The following is a 20,731-nucleotide window of genomic DNA, read 5'->3' as shown; positions in this document are numbered from 1 at the left end:
CGATGACGGGCGGCGCTTAGGCCGCCCCGTAGCCCCCGCCTCCCGGCGTTTCCACCACGAACACGTCGCCCGGATGTAACTGGGCGCTGTCCTGCGGACCAAGCTCCTCGACCGTGCCGTCCAGCCTTTCGACATAGTTGCGGCCCATCGCGCCCGGCTCGCCACCGGCCAGGCCGAACGGCGCATAGCGGCGGTTGTTGGACAGGATCGCGGCGGTCATGTCTTCCAGGAAGCGGATGCGGCGCACGCCGCCGTTGCCGCCCGGATAGCGCCCCGCCCCGCCCGAACCGTGGCGGATCTCGTACGACTCCAGCCGCACCGGGAAGCGGAACTCCAGCACTTCGGGGTCGGTGAGGCGCGAGTTGGTCATGTGCGCCTGCACCACCGAAGTGCCGGGGAAGCCTTCGTCGTGGGGACCGGCGGCGTCGATGCGCACGGGACCGGCGCCGGTGCCGCCCGAGATGGTCTCGTAGTACTGGTGACGCGCGTTGCCGAAGGTGAAGTTGTTCATGGTGCCCTGGCTGGCGGCCAGCACGCCGAGCGCGCCATAGAGCGCGTTGACGATGCACATGGACGTTTCGACGTTGCCCGCCACCACCGAGGCCGGCGGGTTCGGGCGCAGCATCGAGCCTTCCGGCAGGATGATCGACAGCGGCACCAGGCAGCCGTCGTTCAGCGGGATGTCGTCGTTGACCAGGGTGCGGAACACGTACAGCACCGCGGCCACGGCGATGGCGCCCGGGGCGTTGAAGTTGTTGTCCAGCTGGTCCGAGGTGCCGGTGAAGTCGACCACGGCGCTGCGCGCCTGGTTGTCCACCCGCACCGCGACGCGGATGACCGCGCCGTTGTCCAGCGGATACTCGTAGCTGCCGTCCTTGAGCACCGAGATCACGCGGCGCACTGCTTCTTCGGCGTTGTCCTGCACGTGGCCCATGTAGGCCCGCACCACGTCCAGGCCGAAGTGATCGCACATGCGCAGCAGTTCCTGCACGCCCTTTTCGTTGGCGGCGATCTGCGCGTGCATGTCGGCGATGTTCTGGTCCGGATTGCGCGCCGGCCAGCGGCCGGAGCCGAGGATGTCGCGCGCGGCCTGTTCGCGGAACTCGCCGCCCTTGACCAGCTGGAAGTTGGTGAACAGCACGCCTTCGTCTTCGACCGTCTTCGAATCCGGCGGCATCGAGCCCGGCGTGGTGCCGCCGATGTCGGCGTGGTGGCCGCGCGAGCCGACGTAGAACAGGATCTCGCTGCCGTTGCGGTCGAACACCGGCGTGATCACCGTGACGTCCGGCAGGTGGGTGCCGCCGTGGTACGGGTCGTTGACCACGTAGGCGTCGCCCGGCTGCATGCGGCCGGCGTTGGCGTTCATGACGGTGCGCACCGATTCGCCCATGGAGCCCAGGTGCACCGGCATGTGCGGCGCGTTGGCGATCAGGCGGGCCTGGGCGTCGAAGATGGCGCAGGAGAAGTCCAGGCGTTCCTTGATGTTGACCGAGTACGCCGTGTTCTGCAGGCGGTAGCCCATCTGTTCGGCGATCGACATGAACAGGTTGTTGAACACCTCCAGCATTACCGGGTCGGCCTGGGTGCCGACGGCGCGGCGCTCGGGGCGGGCCTCGACGCGACGGATCACGAAGTGGTCCTGTTGCGTCAGCTCGGCCTGCCAGCCGGGCTCGACCACGGTGGTCTGGTTCGGCTCGGAGATGATGGCGGGGCCCGCCACCACGTCGCCGCCGGCCATGTCTTCACGCACGTACAACGGCGTGTCGCGCCAGGCGCCGCCGCTGTACATGCGCACCGCGCGGCGCGGCGCCAGCGCGCCATCGCGGCTGCGCGAGGCGGGCGTCTCGGTGACGCGCTCGCCGCCGCCGGTGGCTTCCACCGAGATGGTCTCCACCACCAGTTCGCGGTTGGGCATGAGGAAGGAATAGCGCTGGCGATAGGCCGCCTCGAAGTCCTTGCGAGCCTGGTCCAGGTCCGAATACGGCACTTCGAGCGCGGTGTCGGTGCCGCGGTACTTCAGGTGCAGGCGGCGCTGCACCTGGATGTCGCTGTCGGCCACATGCTGGCGGCGCAGTTCGCCCACGGCCTGCTCGGCCAGCGCGTCCAGTTCGCCTTGCAGCTCGGCCATCAGCGCGGCGTCAAGCGTTTTTTCGACGGTCTTCTGGCGCATGTCGGTCTGGTCGGCCAGGCCCATGCCGTAGGCCGACAGCACGCCGCCCAGCGGGTGCGCGAACACGGTGGTCATGCCAAGCGCGTCGGCCACCAGGCAGGCGTGCTGGCCGCCGGCGCCGCCGAACACGGTCAGCGCGTATTCGGTGACGTCGTGGCCGCGCTGCACCGAGATGCGCTTGATGGCTTCGGCCATGTTGCCGACGGCGATTTCCAGGAAGCCTTCGGCCAGTTGTTCCGGCGTCATGTCGCGGCCGGTGGCGGCGCGGACCTCGTCGGCCATGGCCTGGAAGCGCTGCACGACGGCGTCGCGGTCCAGCGGCTCGTTGGCGTCGGGGCCGAAGACCTTGGGGAAGAAATCGGGCTGGATCTTGCCGAGCAGCACGTTGCAGTCGGTCACGGCCAGCGGGCCGCCGCGACGGTAGCAGGCGGGGCCAGGGTTGGCGCCGGCCGAATCCGGGCCGACGCGCAGGCGCGCGCCGTCGAAATGCAGGATCGAGCCGCCGCCGGCCGCGACCGTGTGGATGCTCATCATCGGTGCGCGCATGCGCACGCCGGCCACCAGGGTCTCGAACTCGCGCTCGAATTCGCCGGCGTAGTGCGACACATCGGTGGAAGTGCCACCCATGTCGAAGCCGATGATCTTGTCAAAACCCGCTTGTTCGCTGGTGCGCACCATGCCGACGATGCCGCCGGCCGGGCCGGACAGGATGGCGTCCTTGCCGCGGAAGCGGTGCGCGTCGGTCAGGCCGCCGCTCGATTGCATGAACATCAGGCGGATGCCGGGCAGCTCGCTGGCCACCTGGTCGACGTAGCGCTTGAGGATGGGCGACAGGTAGGCATCGACCACCGTGGTATCGCCGCGCGAGACGTACTTGATCAGCGGGCTGACCTCGTGCGAGGCCGATACCTGGGTGAAACCGATCTCGCGCGCGATGCGGGCGGCGCGCTGCTCGTGGCCGGTGGCGTGCCAGGCGTGCATGAAGACGATGGCGACGGTGCGGATGCCGCTGTCGTACGCCGCCTGCATGTCGCGGCGCAGCGCCGCTTCGTCCAGGTCGCGGATCACTTCGCCATCGGCGGCGACGCGCTCGTCGGCCTCGACCACGGCCTCGTAGAGCATTTCCGGCAGCAGCACGTTGCGGTCGAACAGGCGCGGACGGTTCTGGTAGGCAATGCGCAGGCCATCGCGGAAGCCGCGGGTGGTGACCAGCAGCGTGCGTTCGCCCTTGCGTTCGAGCAGCGCGTTGGTGGCGACCGTGGTGCCCATCTTGACGCATTCGACCTGCTCGGCCGGCACCGGCTGGCCGGGCGCGATGCCCAGCAGCTTGCGGATGCCCGCCACCGCCGCGTCGCGGTACTGCTCGGGGTTCTCCGACAGCATCTTCGCGGTGGTGGTGGTGCCGTCGGGACGGCGCGCCACGATGTCGGTGAAGGTGCCCCCACGATCAATCCAGAATTGCCACTTCATATTCATCCTCGGGTACAAGAAGCCGCCACGGCGCTGCCGGCCGCGGCGTGCGGGTGGTGGTACGGGAAGGATCCCGCGTATCGGTTACAGGGAGGTCGCGGCGCGCGCGGCCTGGTCGTACAGGCCGGACAGGGCGCGCAGCGTGTGCGCCAGCTGGCGGCTGAATTCCAGGCCGCCCCCGCCCGGCGCGTCGAGGCCGGCGGTGAGGCATTGTTCGCGGATTTCGCCGTAGCGCTTGATGATGGCCGCGCCCTCGGGCGTGACGCTGTAGAACACTTCCTTGCTGGCGCGCTCGCCCTTGACCACGCCCAGGCGGTCGAGCTTTTTCAGCGCGTAATTGACGATGTGCGTGTCTTCGACATTGAGCGTGAAGCAGATGTCGGCCAGCTTCTTGGGGCGCTGGCGATGGAACACGTGGTGGAACACCATGACGTCGGTGGGCGTCAGGTCAGGCAGGCCCGCCGCCGCCATGCAGCGCACGGTCCAGCGGTCAAAGGCGTGGCTGGCGATCATCAGGCCGAATTCGACTTCGGACAGATCGGGCGCGCTGCCCCCGGCCAGGTGGGCCGACGAGGCGATCAACGTGGAGGTCATAACGGCCGCGCAACAAGTTTATCTGCGCGAAATACTAATAATTTATCTATATTTCATCAATAAAAAATAAATCAGGGACACAAAAAAACCCTCGTTTCGAGGGAATACCCTAGCTCCTGGCCTCCGCCGACAGGACCGTCCGGTCCGCGCCAGGGCGTTCGCGGCAGAGGCCCACCGCGGCGCCTGCCCTCAACAAAAGACTACGGCGCGTCCCAGCCCGCCGGCAGATTCGCGCGGATCAGCGACCCCGCGATGGAGATGCGTGGCGCGATCTCGGGCATCGGGTCGCCCGGGCCGAACCAGCGCGCATCGGCGATCTCGTCCTCCTGCACGCGGATGTCGCCGGACACGTACTCGGCCGTGTAGGCCACCATCAGCGAATGCGGGAACGGCCAGGACTGGCTGCCGAAGTACTTGAGGTTGCCGACCTTCAGGCCGACCTCTTCCAGCACCTCGCGGTGCACCGTCTGTTCGATGCTCTCGCCCGGTTCGACGAAGCCGGCCAGCGCCGTGTAGCGCCCGGCGGCGTTGGCGGTGTGGCGCGCCAGCAGGATGCTGTCGCCCTTGCGGATCAGCACCATCATGGCCGGCGAAATGCGCGGATAGGCCGAGAAACCGCAGGCCGGGCAGCGCTGGCAGAACTCGCCGCTGACGCGCGTGGTGGGCGTGCCGCAGGCGCCGCAGAAACGGTGGGTGCGGGCCCATTCCGCGATCTGGTAGGCGCGCCCCGCGAGCGCCATGCGTTCCTCGTCCAGCACCCCGAACAGGGACCGCAGCTTCTTGAACGCGTAGCCATGCGGCGCTTCGATGCCCGGCTCGACATGCGCGGCGCGGGCCGGCGATTCCGGCGCGGCCCAGACCGGCTGCAAGGCATCGGCCCCAAGCCCGGCGCGCACACAGGCGTCCAGGTCCGGCAACACGCTGGTGGCTTCCTCGACCAGCAACTCGTCACGACGAAAAACGAAATTCACACGATCCTCTGCGGCACGACTGCGATGACGAGATCTTAGAAGAAAAAAGCCCCGCCGCAAGACTTCGTCCGGCCCGTGGGCACACTAGTTCAATCTTCAAGCAATCCGCGCGCGCCAGCCTAGGAATTACCCGTAAACGCGCATTTACAGGCACTTTGTGACCAATTGGCAACATAGAATGGCACGGCTTTTCAGCCTGGCGTCATGCCACGCCGCGCGCTCTTTTCGTAATGCCTAACCGGGCCAAGACGTCCCGCACTCCTCATTCGCAAAGAAGGACCATCATGTTCAAGAAGCTCTCGCTGTTGACCGGCAGCCTCATCGTGGCGTTCAGCGCCGGCGCCCAGGCCCAGACCAAGTGGGACCTGCCCAGCGCCTATCCCGCCAGCAACTTCCACGTCGAAAACCTGACGACCTTCATCAAGGACGTGGACACGCTGTCCGAAGGCAAGCTCAAGATCACGCTGCACAACAACGCCTCGCTGTACAAGGCGCCCGAGATCAAGCGCGCGGTGCAAGGCAACCAGGCCCAGATCGGCGAGATCCTGCTGACCAACTTCGCCAACGAAGATCCGATCTACGAACTGGACGGCCTGCCCTTCCTGGCCACCGGCTACGACGCCTCGTTCAAGCTGTACCAGGCGCAGAAGCCGTTCCTGGAAAAGAAGCTGAACTCGCAAGGCATGACGCTGCTGTACGCGGTGGCCTGGCCGCCCCAGGGCATCTTCGCCAACAAGGACATCAAGCAGATCAGCGACATGAAGGGCCTGAAGTGGCGCGCCTATAGCCCGGTGACGGCCAAGATCGCCGAGCTGGTCGGCGCCCAGCCGGTGACGGTGCAGCAGGCCGAACTGTCGCAGGCCCTGGCCACCGGCGTGATAGACTCGTACATGTCGTCGGCCTCCACCGGCTACGACACCAAGACCTACGAGTACATCAAGAAGTTCTACGACACCCAGGCCTGGCTGCCCAAGAACGCCGTGATCGTCAACAAGAAGGCGTTCGACGCGCTTGATCCGGCCACGCAGGAAGCCTTGAAAAAGGCCGGCGCGCAGGCCGAGGAACGCGGCTGGAAGCTGTCGCAGGAAAAGAACAAGTGGTACCAGGAAGAACTGGCCAAGAACGGCATGGAGACCATCAAGCCGACCGTCGAGCTCAAGGAAGGCCTGTCGGTGATCGGCAAGCGCATGCTGGATGACTGGCTCAAGAAGGCCGGCGCCGACGGCCAGGCCATGATCGACGCCTACCGGAAGCAGTGATACGACCATGCGCCGCTTTCTGGATGGACTTTACGGCGCGGCCGGCCTGCTGGCCGGCCTGTGCACGATCGGCGTGCTGGTGGCGGTGCTGGCCGCCATCATCGCCCGACAACTCGGCCTGAACATTCCCGGCACCGACGCCTACGCCGGGTATTTCATGGCCGCCGCGGGTTTCCTGGCGCTGGCCAGCACCTTCAAGCATGGCGAGCACATTCGCGTGACGCTGCTCCTGAACGCGCTGTCGCCGGCCGCCAGCCGCCGCCTGGATATCTTCGCGCTGGGCATCGGCTGCCTGATGGCTGCCTCTTTCGCCTTCTTCAGCGTCAAGCTGGCCTACGATTCCTGGCAGTTCAACGACATGTCCACGTCCAACGACGCCACGCCGCTGTGGATTCCGCAGCTGAGCATGGCCGTGGGCACGGTCCTGTTCCTGGTCGCCCTGCTCGATGAGCTGGTTCGCCGTTCACGCGGCCTGGCCGCCGCCACCTCGCAGCAAACCCATGAATGAACTTCTCGTCATTACCCTGCTGGTCGTCTCGATCTTCGCGTTCCTGGGATGCGGTGTCTGGGTCGGCCTGACGCTGGCGGGCACCGCCTGGATCGGCATGGAGATCTTCTCCAGCCGCCCCGCCGGCGATGCCATGGCCGTCACCATCTGGGGCGCCTCGTCGAGCTGGACGCTGACCGCCCTGCCCCTGTTCCTGTGGATGGGTGAAATCCTGTTCCGCACGCGCCTGTCGGAGGATCTGTTCAAGGGCCTGGCGCCGTGGCTCAACCGGCTGCCTGGCCGGCTGCTGCACACCAACGTGATCGGCTGCGCCATCTTCGCGGCGGTGTCGGGCTCGTCGGCGGCCACCTGCGCCACGGTCGGCAAGATGACCATCCCCGAGCTGACGCGCCGCGGCTACCCCGAATCGAAGATCCTGGGCACGCTGTCGGGCGCCGGCACGCTGGGGCTGCTGATCCCGCCGTCGATCATCATGATCGTCTATGGGGTGGCGGCGGACGTGTCGATCGCCAAGCTGTTCATCGCCGGCATCGTGCCGGGCATCCTGCTGGCGCTGCTGTTCATGGGCTACATCGCCTGGTGGGCGATCCGCAATCCGGACGAAGTGCCGGCCGCCGATCCCGGCCTGACGTTCATGCAAAAGCTGTCGCGTTCGCGCCACCTGATTCCGGTGATGCTGCTGATCGGCGCGGTGCTCGGCTCGATCTACACCGGCCTGGCCACGGCCACCGAAGCGGCGGCGGTGGGCGTGGTCGGGGCGTTGATCCTGTCGGGACTGCAAGGCTCGCTGAACCGTTCCACCTTCATGCAGTCGCTGCTGGGCGCCACCCGGCTGTACTGCATGATCGCGCTGATCCTGGCCGGCGCGCAGTTCCTGACGCTGGCAATGGGCTACATCGGCCTGCCGCGGGCGCTGGCCGAATGGATCGGCGGGCTGGGTCTGTCGCAGTTCGGGCTGATCATGGCGCTGATGGTGTTCTTCATCGTGCTGGGCTGCTTCCTGGACGGCATTTCCATCGTGGTGCTGACCATGGGCGTGCTGCTGCCGACCGTGCAGGCGGCCGGCATCGACCTGATCTGGTTCGGCATCTTCATCGTTTTCGTTGTGGAAATGGCACAGATCACGCCGCCGGTGGGCTTCAACCTGTTCGTGCTGTCAGGCATGAGCGGGCGCGAATTGCCCTACATCGCGCGCGCCTCGCTGCCGATGTTCTTCCTGATGATCCTGGCGGTGCTGCTGCTGTACCTGATCCCGGGCATCGCCACGTGGCTGCCGCTGCATATGACGCTCTGACCGGCCCAGGCCAATCCGAAACCCCGTTCCTGGAACGGGGTTTTTTTTGGAACAATCCAGGCATTGTTTCAACAATCGCCTTTTTTGCCATTCTGTAAACCCAGGGAAAACGCGAAAAAGATAAACGCACTACACAAGCCGTAACTTTTTTAGAATCCCCGTGGCGTTCCAGTGCGCACCAACATGGCGCATAGGACGCAACCAGGGTCAACGCTCCGGACCCGCGCCAACCCCAGGCGTCGGTGCAGCGGCCCCGCTCCAGGCGAACCGCCAGGCGCATCCAGCCGAGCCAAAAGCCCGGTTCATGCCAAGAACAGAAACATTAGGAGAAGCCTTCGTGAAACGCATCACCCTCTCGCTCGCCGCAGCCGGTCTCGGCCTGGCCGCCGGCGCCGCCTCGGCGGAAACCAGCGTCACCCTCTACGGTATCGCCGACGTCAGCATCCGCTACGTCAACACCAGCGACGGCGCCACCGGCCAGGACGGCAGCCGCATCTCCATGGCCAACGGCGCCATCTCCAACAGCCGCTGGGGCCTGCGCGGCTCGGAAGACCTGGGCGACGGCAACCGCGCCTTCTTCCGCCTGGAGCAAGGCTTCAACGTGCAGAACGGCAAGGCTTCCGACACCAGCAAGACCTTCAACCGCCTGGCCTACGTCGGCCTGGATGGCGGCAAGATCGGCGCGCTGACCCTGGGCCTGCAGAACACGGTGATCCAGGACCTGATGGCCGACTACTTCGACCCGCTGACGGTCGGTAACTACAACGAAAACTCGTGGCTGCCCGCCGCCATGGGCCGCGTGCGCAACAACAACTCGTTCCGCTACTCGAACACGCTGGGCGACCTGAACGTGATCGCGCAGTGGGCCAACGGCGACAAGTGGTCTGACCGCAAGGCCGGTCAGCAGATGGGTGTGAGCCTGCGCTACACCGTCGGTCAACTGGGTCTGGGCGCCGCGTACCAGAACACCTACGAAGGCAACGATTCCGACCTGCGCCAGCGCGTCTGGAACTTCAGCGCCTCGTACCAGTTCGAAAGCGCCAAGATCTTCGCGGGCTACTTCAACGGCCGCGACCAGACCGGCTGGGTCAACGCCGTCATGGGCGGCACCACCACCGCCCAGCTCGACCGCAAGGACAACGGCTACTTCGCCGGCGTGACCTGGCAGGCCACCCCGCGCTGGGCCATCACCGGCGCCGCCTACTACGACCAGAGCAAGAACGTGGTCGAGGACGGCGACAAGGGCAAGCGCTACGCCCTGGTGGCCGTGGCCGAGTACTCGCTGTCCAAGCGCACCCAGGTGTACGGCACCGTGGACTACAACAAGGTCCGCGACGCCGCCACCGGCGAAATCGCCGGCCGCACCAGCCAGGTCGGCGCCGGCGTGGGCATCCGCCACATCTTCTAAGTCCTTCGAGACTGTCGGCCCGCCCCCGGCCGCCTATCAAGAAAAAGCCCGTCGCCTCGCGCGACGGGCTTTTTTTCGCCTGGCGGAAAGCGGCCGACGGGCTACATCCCGAGATACGCCTTGCGCACCTCGTCCGACGCCGCCAGCTCGGCGGCATCACCCGACAGCGCAATGCGCGCGCTCTGCATCACATAGGCGCGCGCCGCCACTTCCAGCGCCTGCGCCATGTTCTGCTCGACCAGCAACACCGACAGGCCGTCATCGCGGTTCAGCGCGGCCAGGGCGTCGAACACCTGCTCGACCAGCAGCGGCGACAGGCCCAGGCTGGGTTCGTCGATCAGCAGCAGCCGTGGCCCGCTCATCAGCGCACGGCCGATGGCCAGCATCTGCCGTTCGCCGCCGGACATGGTGCCCGCCAACTGTTCGCGGCGCTCCTTCAGGCGCGGAAACAGCGTGTAGACCTTGTCCAGCCGCTCCTGGTAGACGCGTTCGTCGCGCACCGTGTAGGCCCCCAGGCGCAGGTTCTGCTCGACCGGCTGGCGCGCAAACACCCGCGCGCCTTCCGGAATCATCGCAATGCCCTGCTTGACCAGCTGGTCCGGCGGCGTTCCGGTGATGTCGCGCCCTTCGAAGACGACGCGACCTTCCCGGGGCTTGACCGAACCGATGATGGCCAGCAGCGTGCTGGACTTGCCGGCGCCGTTGGCGCCCAGCAGCGCGGCGATTTCCCCCTGGCGCACCTCCAGCGACAGGTCGCGCACGGCCTGCACGCCGCCATAGGCCACGCTCAGGTTCTCTACCTTCAACATCACGTCAGGCACGGTGCTTCCTCCCCAGATAGGCTTCGATCACGGCGGGATTGCGCACGATGTCCTGCGGCGCGCCCTCGGCGATCATCTGGCCGAAGTTCAGCACCAGCACCCGTTGCGCCAGCCGCATCACCACCTCCAGCACGTGTTCGACGATGATCAGCGTCACCCCGGCGGCGTGGATGCCGCGCAGGATCTCGGCCAGCGCGATGGCTTCGGCGGGGTTCAGGCCGCCGGCCACTTCATCCAGCAACAGCATGCGCGGCTCGGTCGCCAGCGCGCGCGCCAGCTCCACCCGCTTCTGCCCCGCCACGTTCAGCTCGGCCGCCAGCGTATCGGCCCGATCGGCCAGCCCCACCAGCTCCAGCACCCGCGCCGAGGCGCGGCGCGCGTCGGGCAGGCGCGGATGGCGCAACAGCGCGCCGACCATGGCGTTCTCCAGCACCGTCATCTGGCCGAAGCTGCGCGGGATCTGGTAGGTGCGCACCAGGCCCATGGCCGCGACCTGTTCCGGCCGCCGGCCGATCATGGACTCGCCGGCGAACGCCACCGAGCCCGAGGTCGGCTCGTGATGACCCACCAGGCCGTTGAACAGCGTGCTCTTGCCGGCGCCATTGGGGCCGATGATGGCAACGATCTCGCCCGCGTCGACCGACAGCGAGATATCCTTGTTGGCGACCAGGCCGCCGAAGCGCTTGGTCAGGTTCTTAACGTCGAGCAGAGCCACGGCGCCTCCCCAATGTCACCAGACCGCCTGGCAGGAACAGGGTGACGAGCAGGATCGCCAACCCGAAAATCAGCAAGTCCAGGCCCAGGCCCGAACTGCCCCACAGCACCCGCGTGCCTTCCGACAGCGGCAACAGCACCGCCGCGCCCAGCCACGGACCGATCAGCGTGCCGACGCCGCCCAGGATGGCCACCAGCACCACCTGCACCGACATCGTCAGGCTGAACATCGATTCGGGATCGATGAAGCCCACGTACATGGCGAAAAAGCCGCCCCAGACACCGGTCATGCCGGCCGACATCACGAACGCCAGCATCTTGTAGCGGTCCGCCGGCACCCCCAGGCTGCGCGAGGCCGCTTCGTCGCCGTTGATGGCGCGCCAGTAGAAGCCGGTCTTGGAATGCACCAGGAAGTACGTGGCGCAGAACGTCAGGAACGCCAGCCCCACCGCGATCCAGTAGTACGGCACCTTGCTGCGGAACAGCAGCATCCAGGCGGCGTCGCCGATCGGCGCCTCCAGCCCGACCGCGCCGCCGGCCCAGTCCCAGTTGATCATCAGCAGCAGCCCGATCTGCAGCAGCGCGATGGTGGCCATGGCGAAATAGTGCCCGGACAGGCGCAGCGTCGGCCCGCCCACCAGCCAGGCCAGCGCCGCGCTGATCAGCCCGCCCAGCGGAATGCCAAGCAGCGGCGTCAGTTTCAGATGATGCAGCAGCAGCAAGGTGGTGTAGCCGCCCACGCCCACGAACACCGCGTGGCCGAAAGAGATACGCCCGAGAAAGCCGCCCACCAGGTTCCAGCATGCGCCCAGCGCGCCGAACATGATGGCCAGCAGCAGCACCTGCAGGGTGAACGAGTCGGTCACCACCAGCGGCACCAGCGCCAGCAGCACCGCCGCCGCCAGGGCCACGGCCACCGGCCATTTCGGCACGCCCGATGAGGCGCCGTCGATTTTTCGTGTCGTCGTCATGTCACCACCGCCCGAACAGGCCGCGCGGCCGATACCAGAGAACCAGGATGAAAAGGATGAAGACGCTGACCGTCTTCAGCGCCGGCGCCACGAAATAGCCCGTCATGGCCTCGATGACGCCGATCAGGATGCCGGCGATGAAGGCCCCGGGCAGCGAGCCGAAGCCGCCCATGCAGACCGCCACGAAGGCCAGCAGGCCGAACACCGTGCCCACCGAGGGGAACACATAGAAGAACGTGGTCAGCAGCGCGCCGGCCAGGCCGACCGCGGCGCTGCCCAGCATCCACACCTGGGCGTTGACGCGGTCGGGCGAAATGCCCACCAGCGCCGCCACCTGGCGGTCTTCGGCCACCGCCTGCAAGGCATGGCCCCAGCGCGTGCGGTACACCAGCACGAACAGCGCGGCCACCACCACCAGCGCGATCAGGCCGGTCACCACCTGCGGACGGCCCAGCGAAATGCCGGCCACCGTGACGCTGCCGGACACCAGGGTGTCGGGCAGGCTGCGATAGTCCGGGCTGAACGCGATGAACGCCAGCTGGCGCAGCACCAGGCCCAGGCCGAAAGTGGCCAGGATCACCGCCATGGCGGGGCCTTTTTGCAGGCGCTTGATGATCAGCGCATAAGTGAGGAAACCGACGAAGGCCAGCACGATGGCGACCAGAGGGGCCGACAACGTGGGGTCGATGTGACCCAGGGTATAGAGCCAATAGGCGGCATACATGCCGAGCATCAGGAATTCGCCATGGGCGAAATTGATGACGTCGGTAATGCCCCATATCAGCGCCAGCCCCACCGCCACCGCGGCATAGATCAGGCCATTGAACAGGCCTGCCGAGAGAGCTTCGAACATGGAGTGCTCCTGTGGCGGGCCCCCGCGGCCCGCCACGGCTGATGATTACTTCCAGGAGAACGGCAGCGTGGGCAGCGACTTGTCGGTGCGGTACTTTTCCGGCCATACCGTCTGGTAGGACGAGCCCTTCAGTTCCAGGATCAGGCCGGAACCCTTGGTGTTCTGGCCCTTGTCATCGAACTTCACGCCGGCCCAGGGCATGGCCACTTGCGCCTCGCCCAGATCGGTGGCCGCCAGCGCCTTGCGGATCGCTTCCGGATCGGTGGAGCCGGCGCGGTTGATGGCGTCGGCCAGCACCAGGACGCCCTGCATCGACCGGGCGTTGTTGCCGTTCAGGTCCTTGCCGGTCTTGGCCTTGTACATGTCGTTGATCTTCTTCAGGCCGGCCTTGGCGGCGGCGACGTCGTTGCCCCAGACGTCGCGCGTCAGCACGCCCTGCACCTGCGGACCCACTTCCTGCACGAAGCGCGAGTCGATGAAGCCGGCGTCGTTGGCCAGCAGCACCGGCGGCGCGTACTTGCTTTCGCGCATGGTGCGCACGAACAGCATGGCGTCCGAGGTATAGCTGGCGAAGATCGCCACGTCGGGCTTGGCCGCGGCCAGTTTCTGCACTTCGGCGGTGACCGAGGCCGAGCCGGCGCTGTAGGCGATATTGGCCACCACCTCGCGCTTGTACTGCTTGGCGAACTTCTCGACCGCCTTGTAGGTGTTGACGCCGAAGTCGGTGTTCTCGTAGACCACCGCGATCTTGGCGGTTGGCGTGCCCTTCACGCCGTCCAGGAACTGCATCATGTTCTCGACGAAGGTGTCGTCGTTGGGCGAGGTGCGGAAGAACCACTTGTAGCCGCGCTCGGTCAGGTCCGGGCTGCTGGATTCGCCGTTCAGGTAGGGAATGCCGCGCTGCTCGGCGATGCGGCTGGCGGTCTTGGTGACGGCCGACTGGTAGGCGCCGGTCAGGGCCACCACTTTCTCCTGGTCGATCAGGCGCTGCGCGTCGGCCAGGCCCACTTCGGGCTTGCCCTGCGAATCGCCGAACACCACCTCGATCTTGGCCCCGCCCAGCGCCGGCAGGCCGGCGCCCGCGGCCAGCGGGATCCCTTCGAGTTCAGGATGCGGATTATTGATGATGTCCACCGCCAGTTCCACCGCGGCCTTGATCTCGGCGCCGGTGGACGCCAGCGCGCCGGACAAGGGATAGATCGCGCCGATCTTCACGGTCTTGACCTGCGCCTGTGCCGGCGCGGCGGTCAACAATGCCAGACTCGCGGCGACACCCGCAATGAGCTTCATCTTCATTACCAGACTCCTGGAAAAATCCCACTGTGAAAGCAATGCAAAACGCGGGGCGCACGGCCCCGGGCCCGGTGGATCCGGGCCTGCGGCGATCCGCCACCCGCCAATCGGCCGGCGGGCGGTGGACCTTGAACTTTTGTCGCCTTTTCCCCTTGTCCTTTCATGGATCGTTCTGGAGGCAAAACCAAAGCTGCTGACGCGCCCGCGTCGCGGGCGCTTTGTAAAACGGGTACGGCTACGGCATCGAGACTGGGATTTCTAGCGTTTTTCCGCTGACGGTTGACTGAGATTGCAACGCGAGGATTACAGGATGGCCATCCGGCTGTTGACGAGGTCCGTGACCAGCATGTGTCCGGGCGCGTGCGTGATGCAGAAATCGGGGCGCACCGCGGCCACCACCGATTGCGGCGTCACGCCGCAGGCCCAGAACACGGGCATTTCGCCAGGGCGGATTTCCACCGGATCACCATAATCCGGCTGGTGGATGTCGGCAATCCCGATCAACGCCGGGTCGCCGATGTGCACCGGCGCGCCATGCACCGAGGGAAAACGCGAAGTCACCTGGATGGCGCGGATGGCATCGGCGGCCTTCAGCGGCCGCATCGACACCACCAGCGGACCGCCGAACACGCCGGCGGCATGGGTCGGGATGTTGGTGCGGTACATCGGCACGTTGCAGCCCTGCTCGATGTGGCGGACGGGCAGCCCGTTGTCCAGCATCGCTTCCTCGAACGAAAACGAGCAGCCGATGAGGAACGACACCAGGTCGTCGCGCCACAGGTCGCGCACGTCGGTGGGCTCGGCCACGAGTTCGCCGTTCTGCCAGACGCGATAGCGCGGGATGTCCGTGCGGATGTCGATGTCATGGCCCAATTCGGGCAGCGCCGGGTCGCCCGGCTCCGACATCGCCAGCAGCGGACACGGCTTGGGATTGCGCTGGCAGAAGTGCAGGAAATCGGCCGCCAATGCGCGCGGCAGGATCGCCAGGTTGGCCTGCACATGGCCCGGAGCCAGGTTCGCCGTGGGGCCGGTCAGCTTGCCGCTGCGGGCATCGAGCCGCGCGCGGCGTGCCAGTTCCACGCTGCTGCGGGCCGCCGTATCCAGTGCCATGTCAATTCCCCTTGCTTCAATGTTGGAATGGGGACATTGCACAGGAAGTCGGCCGCAACGTCTAATCACATGTTGCGATAGACCCCGATCAGAATTCCTTATCAGGGTTTTGCCGGATGGCGCAGCGCCTCTTCGCGCGCGATCTGCTGCGCGGCCTCGGCCACGGTGCGCGGCACCTGGCTGTCGGGCCCCTGCATCCAGCAGGCGGTGTAGTGCAGCGGCGGCAGCGGCGGCGCCTTCACGTCGAGCAGCCGCAATTCGCCTTGCGCCAGTTCCTTATGCAGGATGACGGGCGCAATCACCGCCGTGCCGATGCCGTCCAGCGCCATCCGCACGATCACGCTCAAGGCGGAACTGCCGTACATGCGCGGCGCATCGACGCCGGCCTGCTGCAGCACCTGCCGCACCGCGCGGTGCGGATCGGTCGTGGACGAATAGGTGATCACCGGCCACTGCCCCAGCCGCTTCAGGCTGATCGGCTGGCGTCCCACCTTGAGCTTGGGGCTGGCGACCCAGCTGAGCGGGTAATTGCACAGGTACAGGTTTTCGATGCGCGGCTCTTCCATCGGCCCCAGCAGGAACGCCAGGTCGATCTGGCGCGAGGCCAGCTGGGTCTTGAGCATGGTGGTGGTGTCGACCTGGATCTCGACCATCAGCGCCGGATAGGCGTCGTGCAGATACTCCATGAGCGTCGGCAGCCAGGTGTGGACGATGGTCTCGGACACGCCGAGCCGCAGCGTGCCGCTCATCACGCTCTTGGCGCGCGCCGCCTCCTGCATGTCGCGCCGCAGCTGCAGCATGCGCTCGGCGTGCGACAGCAGCTCGCGGCCCTTGCCGGTCAACTTGATGCCGCGCACATCGCGGTCGAACAGGCGGATGCCCAGGTCGGACTCCAGCGACGCGATGCGCTGGGAAATCGCCGGCTGGGTGGCGTTGAGCTTCTCGGCCGCGGCGCGAAAACCGCCCAGCGTGGCCACCCAGAAGAACGTCTCGATATTGCGCAGATCTATCATGGCGCCCGTATCCTGCCCCGTTGCGCGGCATGTCCAGCCGCCATCTTAGCGTCGCGGGGACAAAGCGGATATGGCGGAAAACACCGCCCTGCCCGCTCGCGCGGCGCGCTGCCGGACCCGCCGGCCGGCGCCGCGACGCTGGCGGCGAACCGCCGGCCCGCCCGAGCGCGGCCCGGCGCGCCTTCAGCCGGCGAGCAATTCCTCGACCGCCAGGCCGATCGCCAGCACTCGGCGATCGGCGCCGTTGCTGGCGGCGATCATCAGCCCGACCGGCGCGCTGCCGTCGGCGTGGCACGGCAGCGACAGCGCGCAGCCGTCCAGGAAATTGATCAGGGTGGGATTGCGCAGGATCAGGCCATTGGCGGCGTAATAGGCTTCGTCCGAGGCTTGCAGGTCGGCCACCGCCGGCGCCACGATGGGCGTGGTCGGCATGATCAGCGCATCGTAGCCGGCAATGCGGCGGTCGACCGCCGCCACCCAGGCTTCGCGCGCGTCCAGCAGGTCCAGGTAGTCGGCGGCGCTCATGTCCTTGCCGCGCAGGATGCGCGACACCACGCGCGGGTCGTAGCGCTTGCCGGCGCGCGCGATCAGGTCGCGGTGCCAGGCCCAGGCCTCGGCGGCCGTGAAGCCGCCCTTGGCATTGATGTTGGCCAGCTCGGCGAATTCCGGGATGGCGATCTCGTCGACCAGGGCGCCGGCTTCCTTCAGGCGCGCCACGGCGCGGGCGAAGGTATCGGACACGTGCTTGTCCATGCCGTCCAGCGCCAGCGTCCTGGGCACCGCCAGGCGCAGGCCGCGCAGCGGCAGCGCCTCGGGCACCGGGCCGCCGTCGCCCGACAGGATGGCGTCCAGTTCGGCGCAGCAGCGCACGCTGGCGGCAATGGGGCCGATGGAGTCCAGGTTGGCCGACAGCGGCAGCACGCCTTCCATCGACACGCGCCAGGCGCTGGGCTTGAAGCCGGTCAGGCCGCACAGGGCGGCGGGAATGCGCACCGAGCCGCCGGTGTCCGAACCGATGGCGGCCACCGCCATGCCGTCGGCCACCGACACCGCCGCGCCCGACGAGGAGCCGCCGGGAATGCGGCCCGTGGCGCGGTCCCAGGGGTTCAGCGGCGTGCCGTAATGGGGGTTGATGCCCAGGCCCGAATAGGCGAATTCGGTCATGTTGGTGCGGCCGATGATGACCGCGCCGGCGGCGATCAGGCGCTGCACCACTTCGGCGTTGGCGTCGGCTGCCGGTTCACCCTCGCGCGCCACCGAGCCGGCCATGGTGGTCTCGCCTTCGATGTCGAACAGATCCTTGATGCTGATCGGCAGACCCTCGATGGCCGAGCGCACGATGCCGGCCGCGCGCAGCGTGTCCGAGGCGCGGGCCTGGGCCAGCGCCGACTCGGCGTACAGGCGGGTGAAGGCGCGGGCGCCCTCGCCGGCTGGATCGTTGGCGCGCGCCAGGGCGGCCTCGGTCAGTTCAACGGAAGTGGTGCGGCCGTCGTTCAGGGCGGCGGTCAGGTCATTCAAGGTCGAAAGCATACGGTTCCAGGGGGCCGCGGGGCGGCATGAAAAGTGTTGGACCGGCGCGCCCCGCCGGGGCGCGTCATGGCAGTCAGGGTGCCTGCCGGGCGTCAGGCCACCACCGGCAGGATCTCGACATGATACCGGTGGCGCAGGCTGCGTTGGCGGCGCGGATCGAACAGTTCCATGGAGAATTCGGCCGACGGGCGGATGCCGCCGATGGCGCCGACGGTGCCGCAGGTCATGCCGGCGCCTTCGGGCAGCGTGGCGGCGCCGCCGGTGTAGCCGGCGATCAGGTCCTGCGGCGTGCGCAGCGAGGCCAGCGGGCCTTCCTGGTACAGCACCTCGGCGCCGTTCTCGACGATGTACGAGCGGATCACCAGCTCGTCCCAGTATTCGGCCACGTCGGCCAGGCGCCAGGCCGAGGTCGCCACCGGCTTGACGCATACCTGCTTGGACATGGCCACGCTGACCGTCTCCAGCTTGCGGTCGGTGTGGTCGGACGCGATGCTGACGTACATCTCGCCGTCGGCCGCGAACACGAAGGTCTCGACCTCGCCGGACGAATCGCCGCCCACCGCCTGCACCCGTTCGGCCTGGGTCAACTGGTTGTCGGCGATGCGGTAGTACAGCGGCACGCTGGTGGGACGCGGCACGCCGATGGCGGCCAGTTCCTCGATGTGGTGCTCGATGGCGGCGATGTCGCGCCCGGCCCAGCCGGCCACGATGAGGGTATTGAAATCCACCTCGACCTGGCGGGGGGAATCGGCTTCGATCTGAAATACGGCTTTCATGAAAAGTCCTGCGGAGGTAAACGGGGAAGAATGGGCACGGCCGCGCGGCCGTGCCCGAAGGGATACCGGGGCTAGCCGAACACGCGCGGCAGCCACAGGGCCAGGTCGGGCCACCACGCCAGCAACGCCAGCATCACGAACATGGCCGCCACGAACGGCAGGCTGCCGGTGATCACGGCGCTCATCGAACCGCTCTTGCGCAGGCTCTGCACCACGAACAGGTTCAGCCCCACCGGCGGCGTAATCAGCGCGGCCTCGACCAGGATGATGATGATGATGCCCAGCCAGATCGGGTCGTAGCCCAGCGCGATCATGATGGGCGCGACGATCGGGATGGTCGTGATCATCATCGACAAGGTCTCCATGAAGCAGCCCAGCACCAGGTAGAACACGATCACGATCAGCAGCATCCAGCCCGGCGACAGGCCCAGCCCGGTAATGGACTGGGTCAGCGCGTCGGTCAGGCCGGTGGCGGACATGACGAAGTTCAGGAAGCTGGCAGCCACCACGATCAGCATGATCATGGCGGTCGAGCGCATGGTGCCTTCCATCGCCTCGCGCAGCATGGTCCAGGTCAGGCGGCGGAACCAGGCGGCCAGGATCAGCGCGCCCAGCACGCCCAGCGCGGCGGCCTCGGTGGGCGTGGCCAGGCCGGCGTAGATCGAGCCCACCACCAGCAGGAAGATGCCCATCGGCGGCGCCAGATGCACCAGGCTGGCCAAGCGCTGGCCCCAGGTGGCCTGGATCTTCTTGCCGCCCCAGGACGGCTTGACCACGCAGGCGATCATCACCGTCAGCATGAACAGCGCCGCCATGGCGAAGCCCGGGATGATGCCGGCCAGGTACAGCTTCGGCACGGACGAATTGGTCAGCACGCCATAGATCACCAGGTTGATCGACGGCGGGATCAGGATGCCGAGCGTGCCGCCCGCGGCCAGGCTGCCCAGGAACAGCGGCTCGTTGTAGCCATACTTGCGGATCTGCGGAATCGCCACCGTGCCAACGGTGGCGGCGGTGGCCACGCTGGAGCCGGACGTGGCCGAGAACAGCGTCGAGGCGCCGATGTTGGCGTGCATCAGGCCGCCCGGCAGCCACGACAGCCACAGGCTCATGGCGCCGTACATGCGTTCGGCGAAGCCGGCCCGCAGCAGCACCTCGCCCAGCATGATGAACAGCGGAATGGCGACCAGCAGGAATTCGTTGTTGGTGCTCCAGGAGATCTCGCCGATCGCGCGCGACAGCGGCAGCATCGAGAACATCGGGTCCAGGATCAGGCCCAGCACCCCCAGGGCCGCGCCCACGGGGATCGACAGGCCGATCAGGACCAGCAACAGAGTCAGGGCGGTGGCGATCATGCGGCGGCTCCCTTGACCATGCGCTCGCCGGCGGCGGCTTCCTCGTCGGCTTCTTCCTGCGCGGAACGCACGCCGCAGATTTCCTTGACCAGTTCGATGTCGCCGGTCACCAGGGCGGCCGAGGCGCGCGCCAGCATCAGGGCGACGGTAATGCACATCCAGCCCAGGCCCAGCAGCCACAGGCCTTGGGGAATCCACAACGGCGTGGCCAGCGGCGTGTTGGCGGCGGACTTCTGCGCCCACGACATCTGCACCACTTCATAGGCGTAATGGGTCAGGAACACCATGAAGACGGCCAGCGCCACCATGGAAACCCAATCGAGCACGGCCGACACGCGCACCGGCAGCTTCTGGTAGAGCACGTCCACCCGCACGTTGGCGCGCTGCAGCGTGGCGAAGGCCAGCGCCCAGGAGGTGCTGATGGCGAAGGCGTAGCTGGACAGTTCGTCGGCGCCGCCGGTGGTAAAGCCCAGGAACTTGCGGGCCAGCACGTCAAAGGAAATGAGCAGCACGCTGGCGATGGTCAGCGCGCCGCCCGCCCACACCGCGACGCGCGAGAAGGTCTCGGCGCGACGCAGCAGCCCGCCCAGCAGGCGGAAGTGTTCGGATCGGGTCATTAGG

At 67.1% G+C, this 20,731-nt stretch carries 18 protein-coding genes; 4 read left to right on the top strand and 14 right to left on the bottom strand.

Annotated elements, in window-relative coordinates; all coding sequences use genetic code 11:
* Positions 1–16 precede the first annotated feature (16 nt).
* The 3 genes from HV742_RS24035 to nudC all read right to left on the bottom strand — a co-directional run bounded on the left by HV742_RS24035 (position 17) and on the right by nudC (position 5,205).
* Positions 17–3,640 carry a hydantoinase B/oxoprolinase family protein gene (locus tag HV742_RS24035; protein ID WP_175146569.1) on the bottom strand — a complete coding sequence of 1,208 codons (3,624 nt, stop codon included), beginning with the start codon at positions 3,638–3,640 and terminating at the stop codon, positions 17–19.
* 84 nt (positions 3,641–3,724) lie between these two features.
* Positions 3,725–4,234: a winged helix DNA-binding protein gene (locus tag HV742_RS24030; protein WP_006388202.1), complete on the bottom strand. Its 510-nt coding sequence runs from the start codon at positions 4,232–4,234 to the stop codon at positions 3,725–3,727.
* A 200-nt stretch (positions 4,235–4,434) separates the two neighbouring features.
* On the bottom strand, positions 4,435–5,205 hold the full coding sequence (gene nudC / locus HV742_RS24025) for an NAD(+) diphosphatase (protein WP_063581699.1): 771 nt from the start codon (positions 5,203–5,205) through the stop codon (positions 4,435–4,437).
* A gap of 284 nt (positions 5,206–5,489) precedes the next feature.
* Here nudC and HV742_RS24020 point away from each other — a divergent pair, with 284 nt between their 5' ends.
* The 4 genes from HV742_RS24020 (at position 5,490) to HV742_RS24005 (ending at position 9,674) form a co-directional block, all read left to right on the top strand.
* Positions 5,490–6,464 (top strand): TRAP transporter substrate-binding protein, encoded by a 975-nt coding sequence (locus HV742_RS24020; protein WP_049073497.1) that lies wholly within the window; start codon positions 5,490–5,492, stop codon positions 6,462–6,464.
* A 7-nt stretch (positions 6,465–6,471) separates the two neighbouring features.
* Positions 6,472–6,972 (top strand): TRAP transporter small permease, encoded by a 501-nt coding sequence (locus HV742_RS24015; RefSeq protein WP_049073496.1) that lies wholly within the window; start codon positions 6,472–6,474, stop codon positions 6,970–6,972.
* On the top strand, positions 6,965–8,266 hold the full coding sequence (locus HV742_RS24010) for a TRAP transporter large permease (RefSeq protein ID WP_049073495.1): 1,302 nt from the start codon (positions 6,965–6,967) through the stop codon (positions 8,264–8,266). Before HV742_RS24015 ends, HV742_RS24010 begins: the two co-directional genes overlap by 8 nt.
* A 337-nt stretch (positions 8,267–8,603) precedes the next feature.
* Positions 8,604–9,674: a porin gene (locus tag HV742_RS24005; RefSeq protein WP_054502652.1), complete on the top strand. Its 1,071-nt coding sequence runs from the start codon at positions 8,604–8,606 to the stop codon at positions 9,672–9,674.
* A 101-nt stretch (positions 9,675–9,775) separates the two neighbouring features.
* Here HV742_RS24005 and HV742_RS24000 read toward each other — a convergent pair whose 3' ends face one another.
* The 11 genes from HV742_RS24000 to HV742_RS23950 form a co-directional block, all read right to left on the bottom strand.
* Positions 9,776–10,483 carry an ABC transporter ATP-binding protein gene (locus HV742_RS24000; RefSeq protein WP_175146572.1) on the bottom strand — a complete coding sequence of 236 codons (708 nt, stop codon included), beginning with the start codon at positions 10,481–10,483 and terminating at the stop codon, positions 9,776–9,778.
* A gap of 4 nt (positions 10,484–10,487) precedes the next feature.
* Positions 10,488–11,210 (bottom strand): ABC transporter ATP-binding protein, encoded by a 723-nt coding sequence (locus HV742_RS23995; RefSeq protein WP_049073492.1) that lies wholly within the window; start codon positions 11,208–11,210, stop codon positions 10,488–10,490.
* Complete coding sequence (locus HV742_RS23990) at positions 11,191–12,180, bottom strand: branched-chain amino acid ABC transporter permease (RefSeq protein WP_049073491.1); 990 nt, start codon at positions 12,178–12,180, stop codon at positions 11,191–11,193. The genes HV742_RS23995 and HV742_RS23990 overlap by 20 nt, the downstream gene beginning before the upstream one ends.
* Position 12,181: 1 nt before the next feature.
* Positions 12,182–13,033 carry a branched-chain amino acid ABC transporter permease gene (locus tag HV742_RS23985; RefSeq protein WP_049073490.1) on the bottom strand — a complete coding sequence of 284 codons (852 nt, stop codon included), beginning with the start codon at positions 13,031–13,033 and terminating at the stop codon, positions 12,182–12,184.
* 45 nt (positions 13,034–13,078) lie between these two features.
* The gene (locus HV742_RS23980; RefSeq protein WP_059270717.1) at positions 13,079–14,329 is read right to left on the bottom strand and encodes an ABC transporter substrate-binding protein; all 1,251 of its coding nucleotides are present in this window, start codon (positions 14,327–14,329) and stop codon (positions 13,079–13,081) included.
* Between the two features lie 300 nt (positions 14,330–14,629).
* Positions 14,630–15,436 (bottom strand): putative hydro-lyase, encoded by an 807-nt coding sequence (locus HV742_RS23975; RefSeq protein WP_054416686.1) that lies wholly within the window; start codon positions 15,434–15,436, stop codon positions 14,630–14,632.
* 101 nt (positions 15,437–15,537) lie between these two features.
* On the bottom strand, positions 15,538–16,449 hold the full coding sequence (locus HV742_RS23970; RefSeq protein WP_006388190.1) for a LysR family transcriptional regulator: 912 nt from the start codon (positions 16,447–16,449) through the stop codon (positions 15,538–15,540).
* A gap of 183 nt (positions 16,450–16,632) precedes the next feature.
* Positions 16,633–17,979 (bottom strand): amidase, encoded by a 1,347-nt coding sequence (locus HV742_RS23965; RefSeq protein WP_175146568.1) that lies wholly within the window; start codon positions 17,977–17,979, stop codon positions 16,633–16,635.
* A 92-nt stretch (positions 17,980–18,071) separates the two neighbouring features.
* Positions 18,072–18,755 (bottom strand): DUF2848 domain-containing protein, encoded by a 684-nt coding sequence (locus tag HV742_RS23960; RefSeq protein WP_175146567.1) that lies wholly within the window; start codon positions 18,753–18,755, stop codon positions 18,072–18,074.
* Between the two features lie 71 nt (positions 18,756–18,826).
* Positions 18,827–20,110 carry a TRAP transporter large permease gene (locus HV742_RS23955; RefSeq protein WP_049073484.1) on the bottom strand — a complete coding sequence of 428 codons (1,284 nt, stop codon included), beginning with the start codon at positions 20,108–20,110 and terminating at the stop codon, positions 18,827–18,829.
* Positions 20,107–20,727, bottom strand: coding sequence for a TRAP transporter small permease subunit (locus HV742_RS23950; protein ID WP_175146566.1), 621 nt, complete (start codon positions 20,725–20,727; stop codon positions 20,107–20,109). Before HV742_RS23950 ends, HV742_RS23955 begins: the two co-directional genes overlap by 4 nt.
* Positions 20,728–20,731: the final 4 nt, after the last annotated feature.

Origin of the sequence: Achromobacter ruhlandii (assembly GCF_902859695.1) — a bacterium.
GTDB classification, from domain to species: Bacteria; Pseudomonadota; Gammaproteobacteria; order Burkholderiales; family Burkholderiaceae_B; genus Achromobacter; species Achromobacter ruhlandii.
This window is presented reverse-complemented; position numbering and strand designations above follow the sequence as displayed.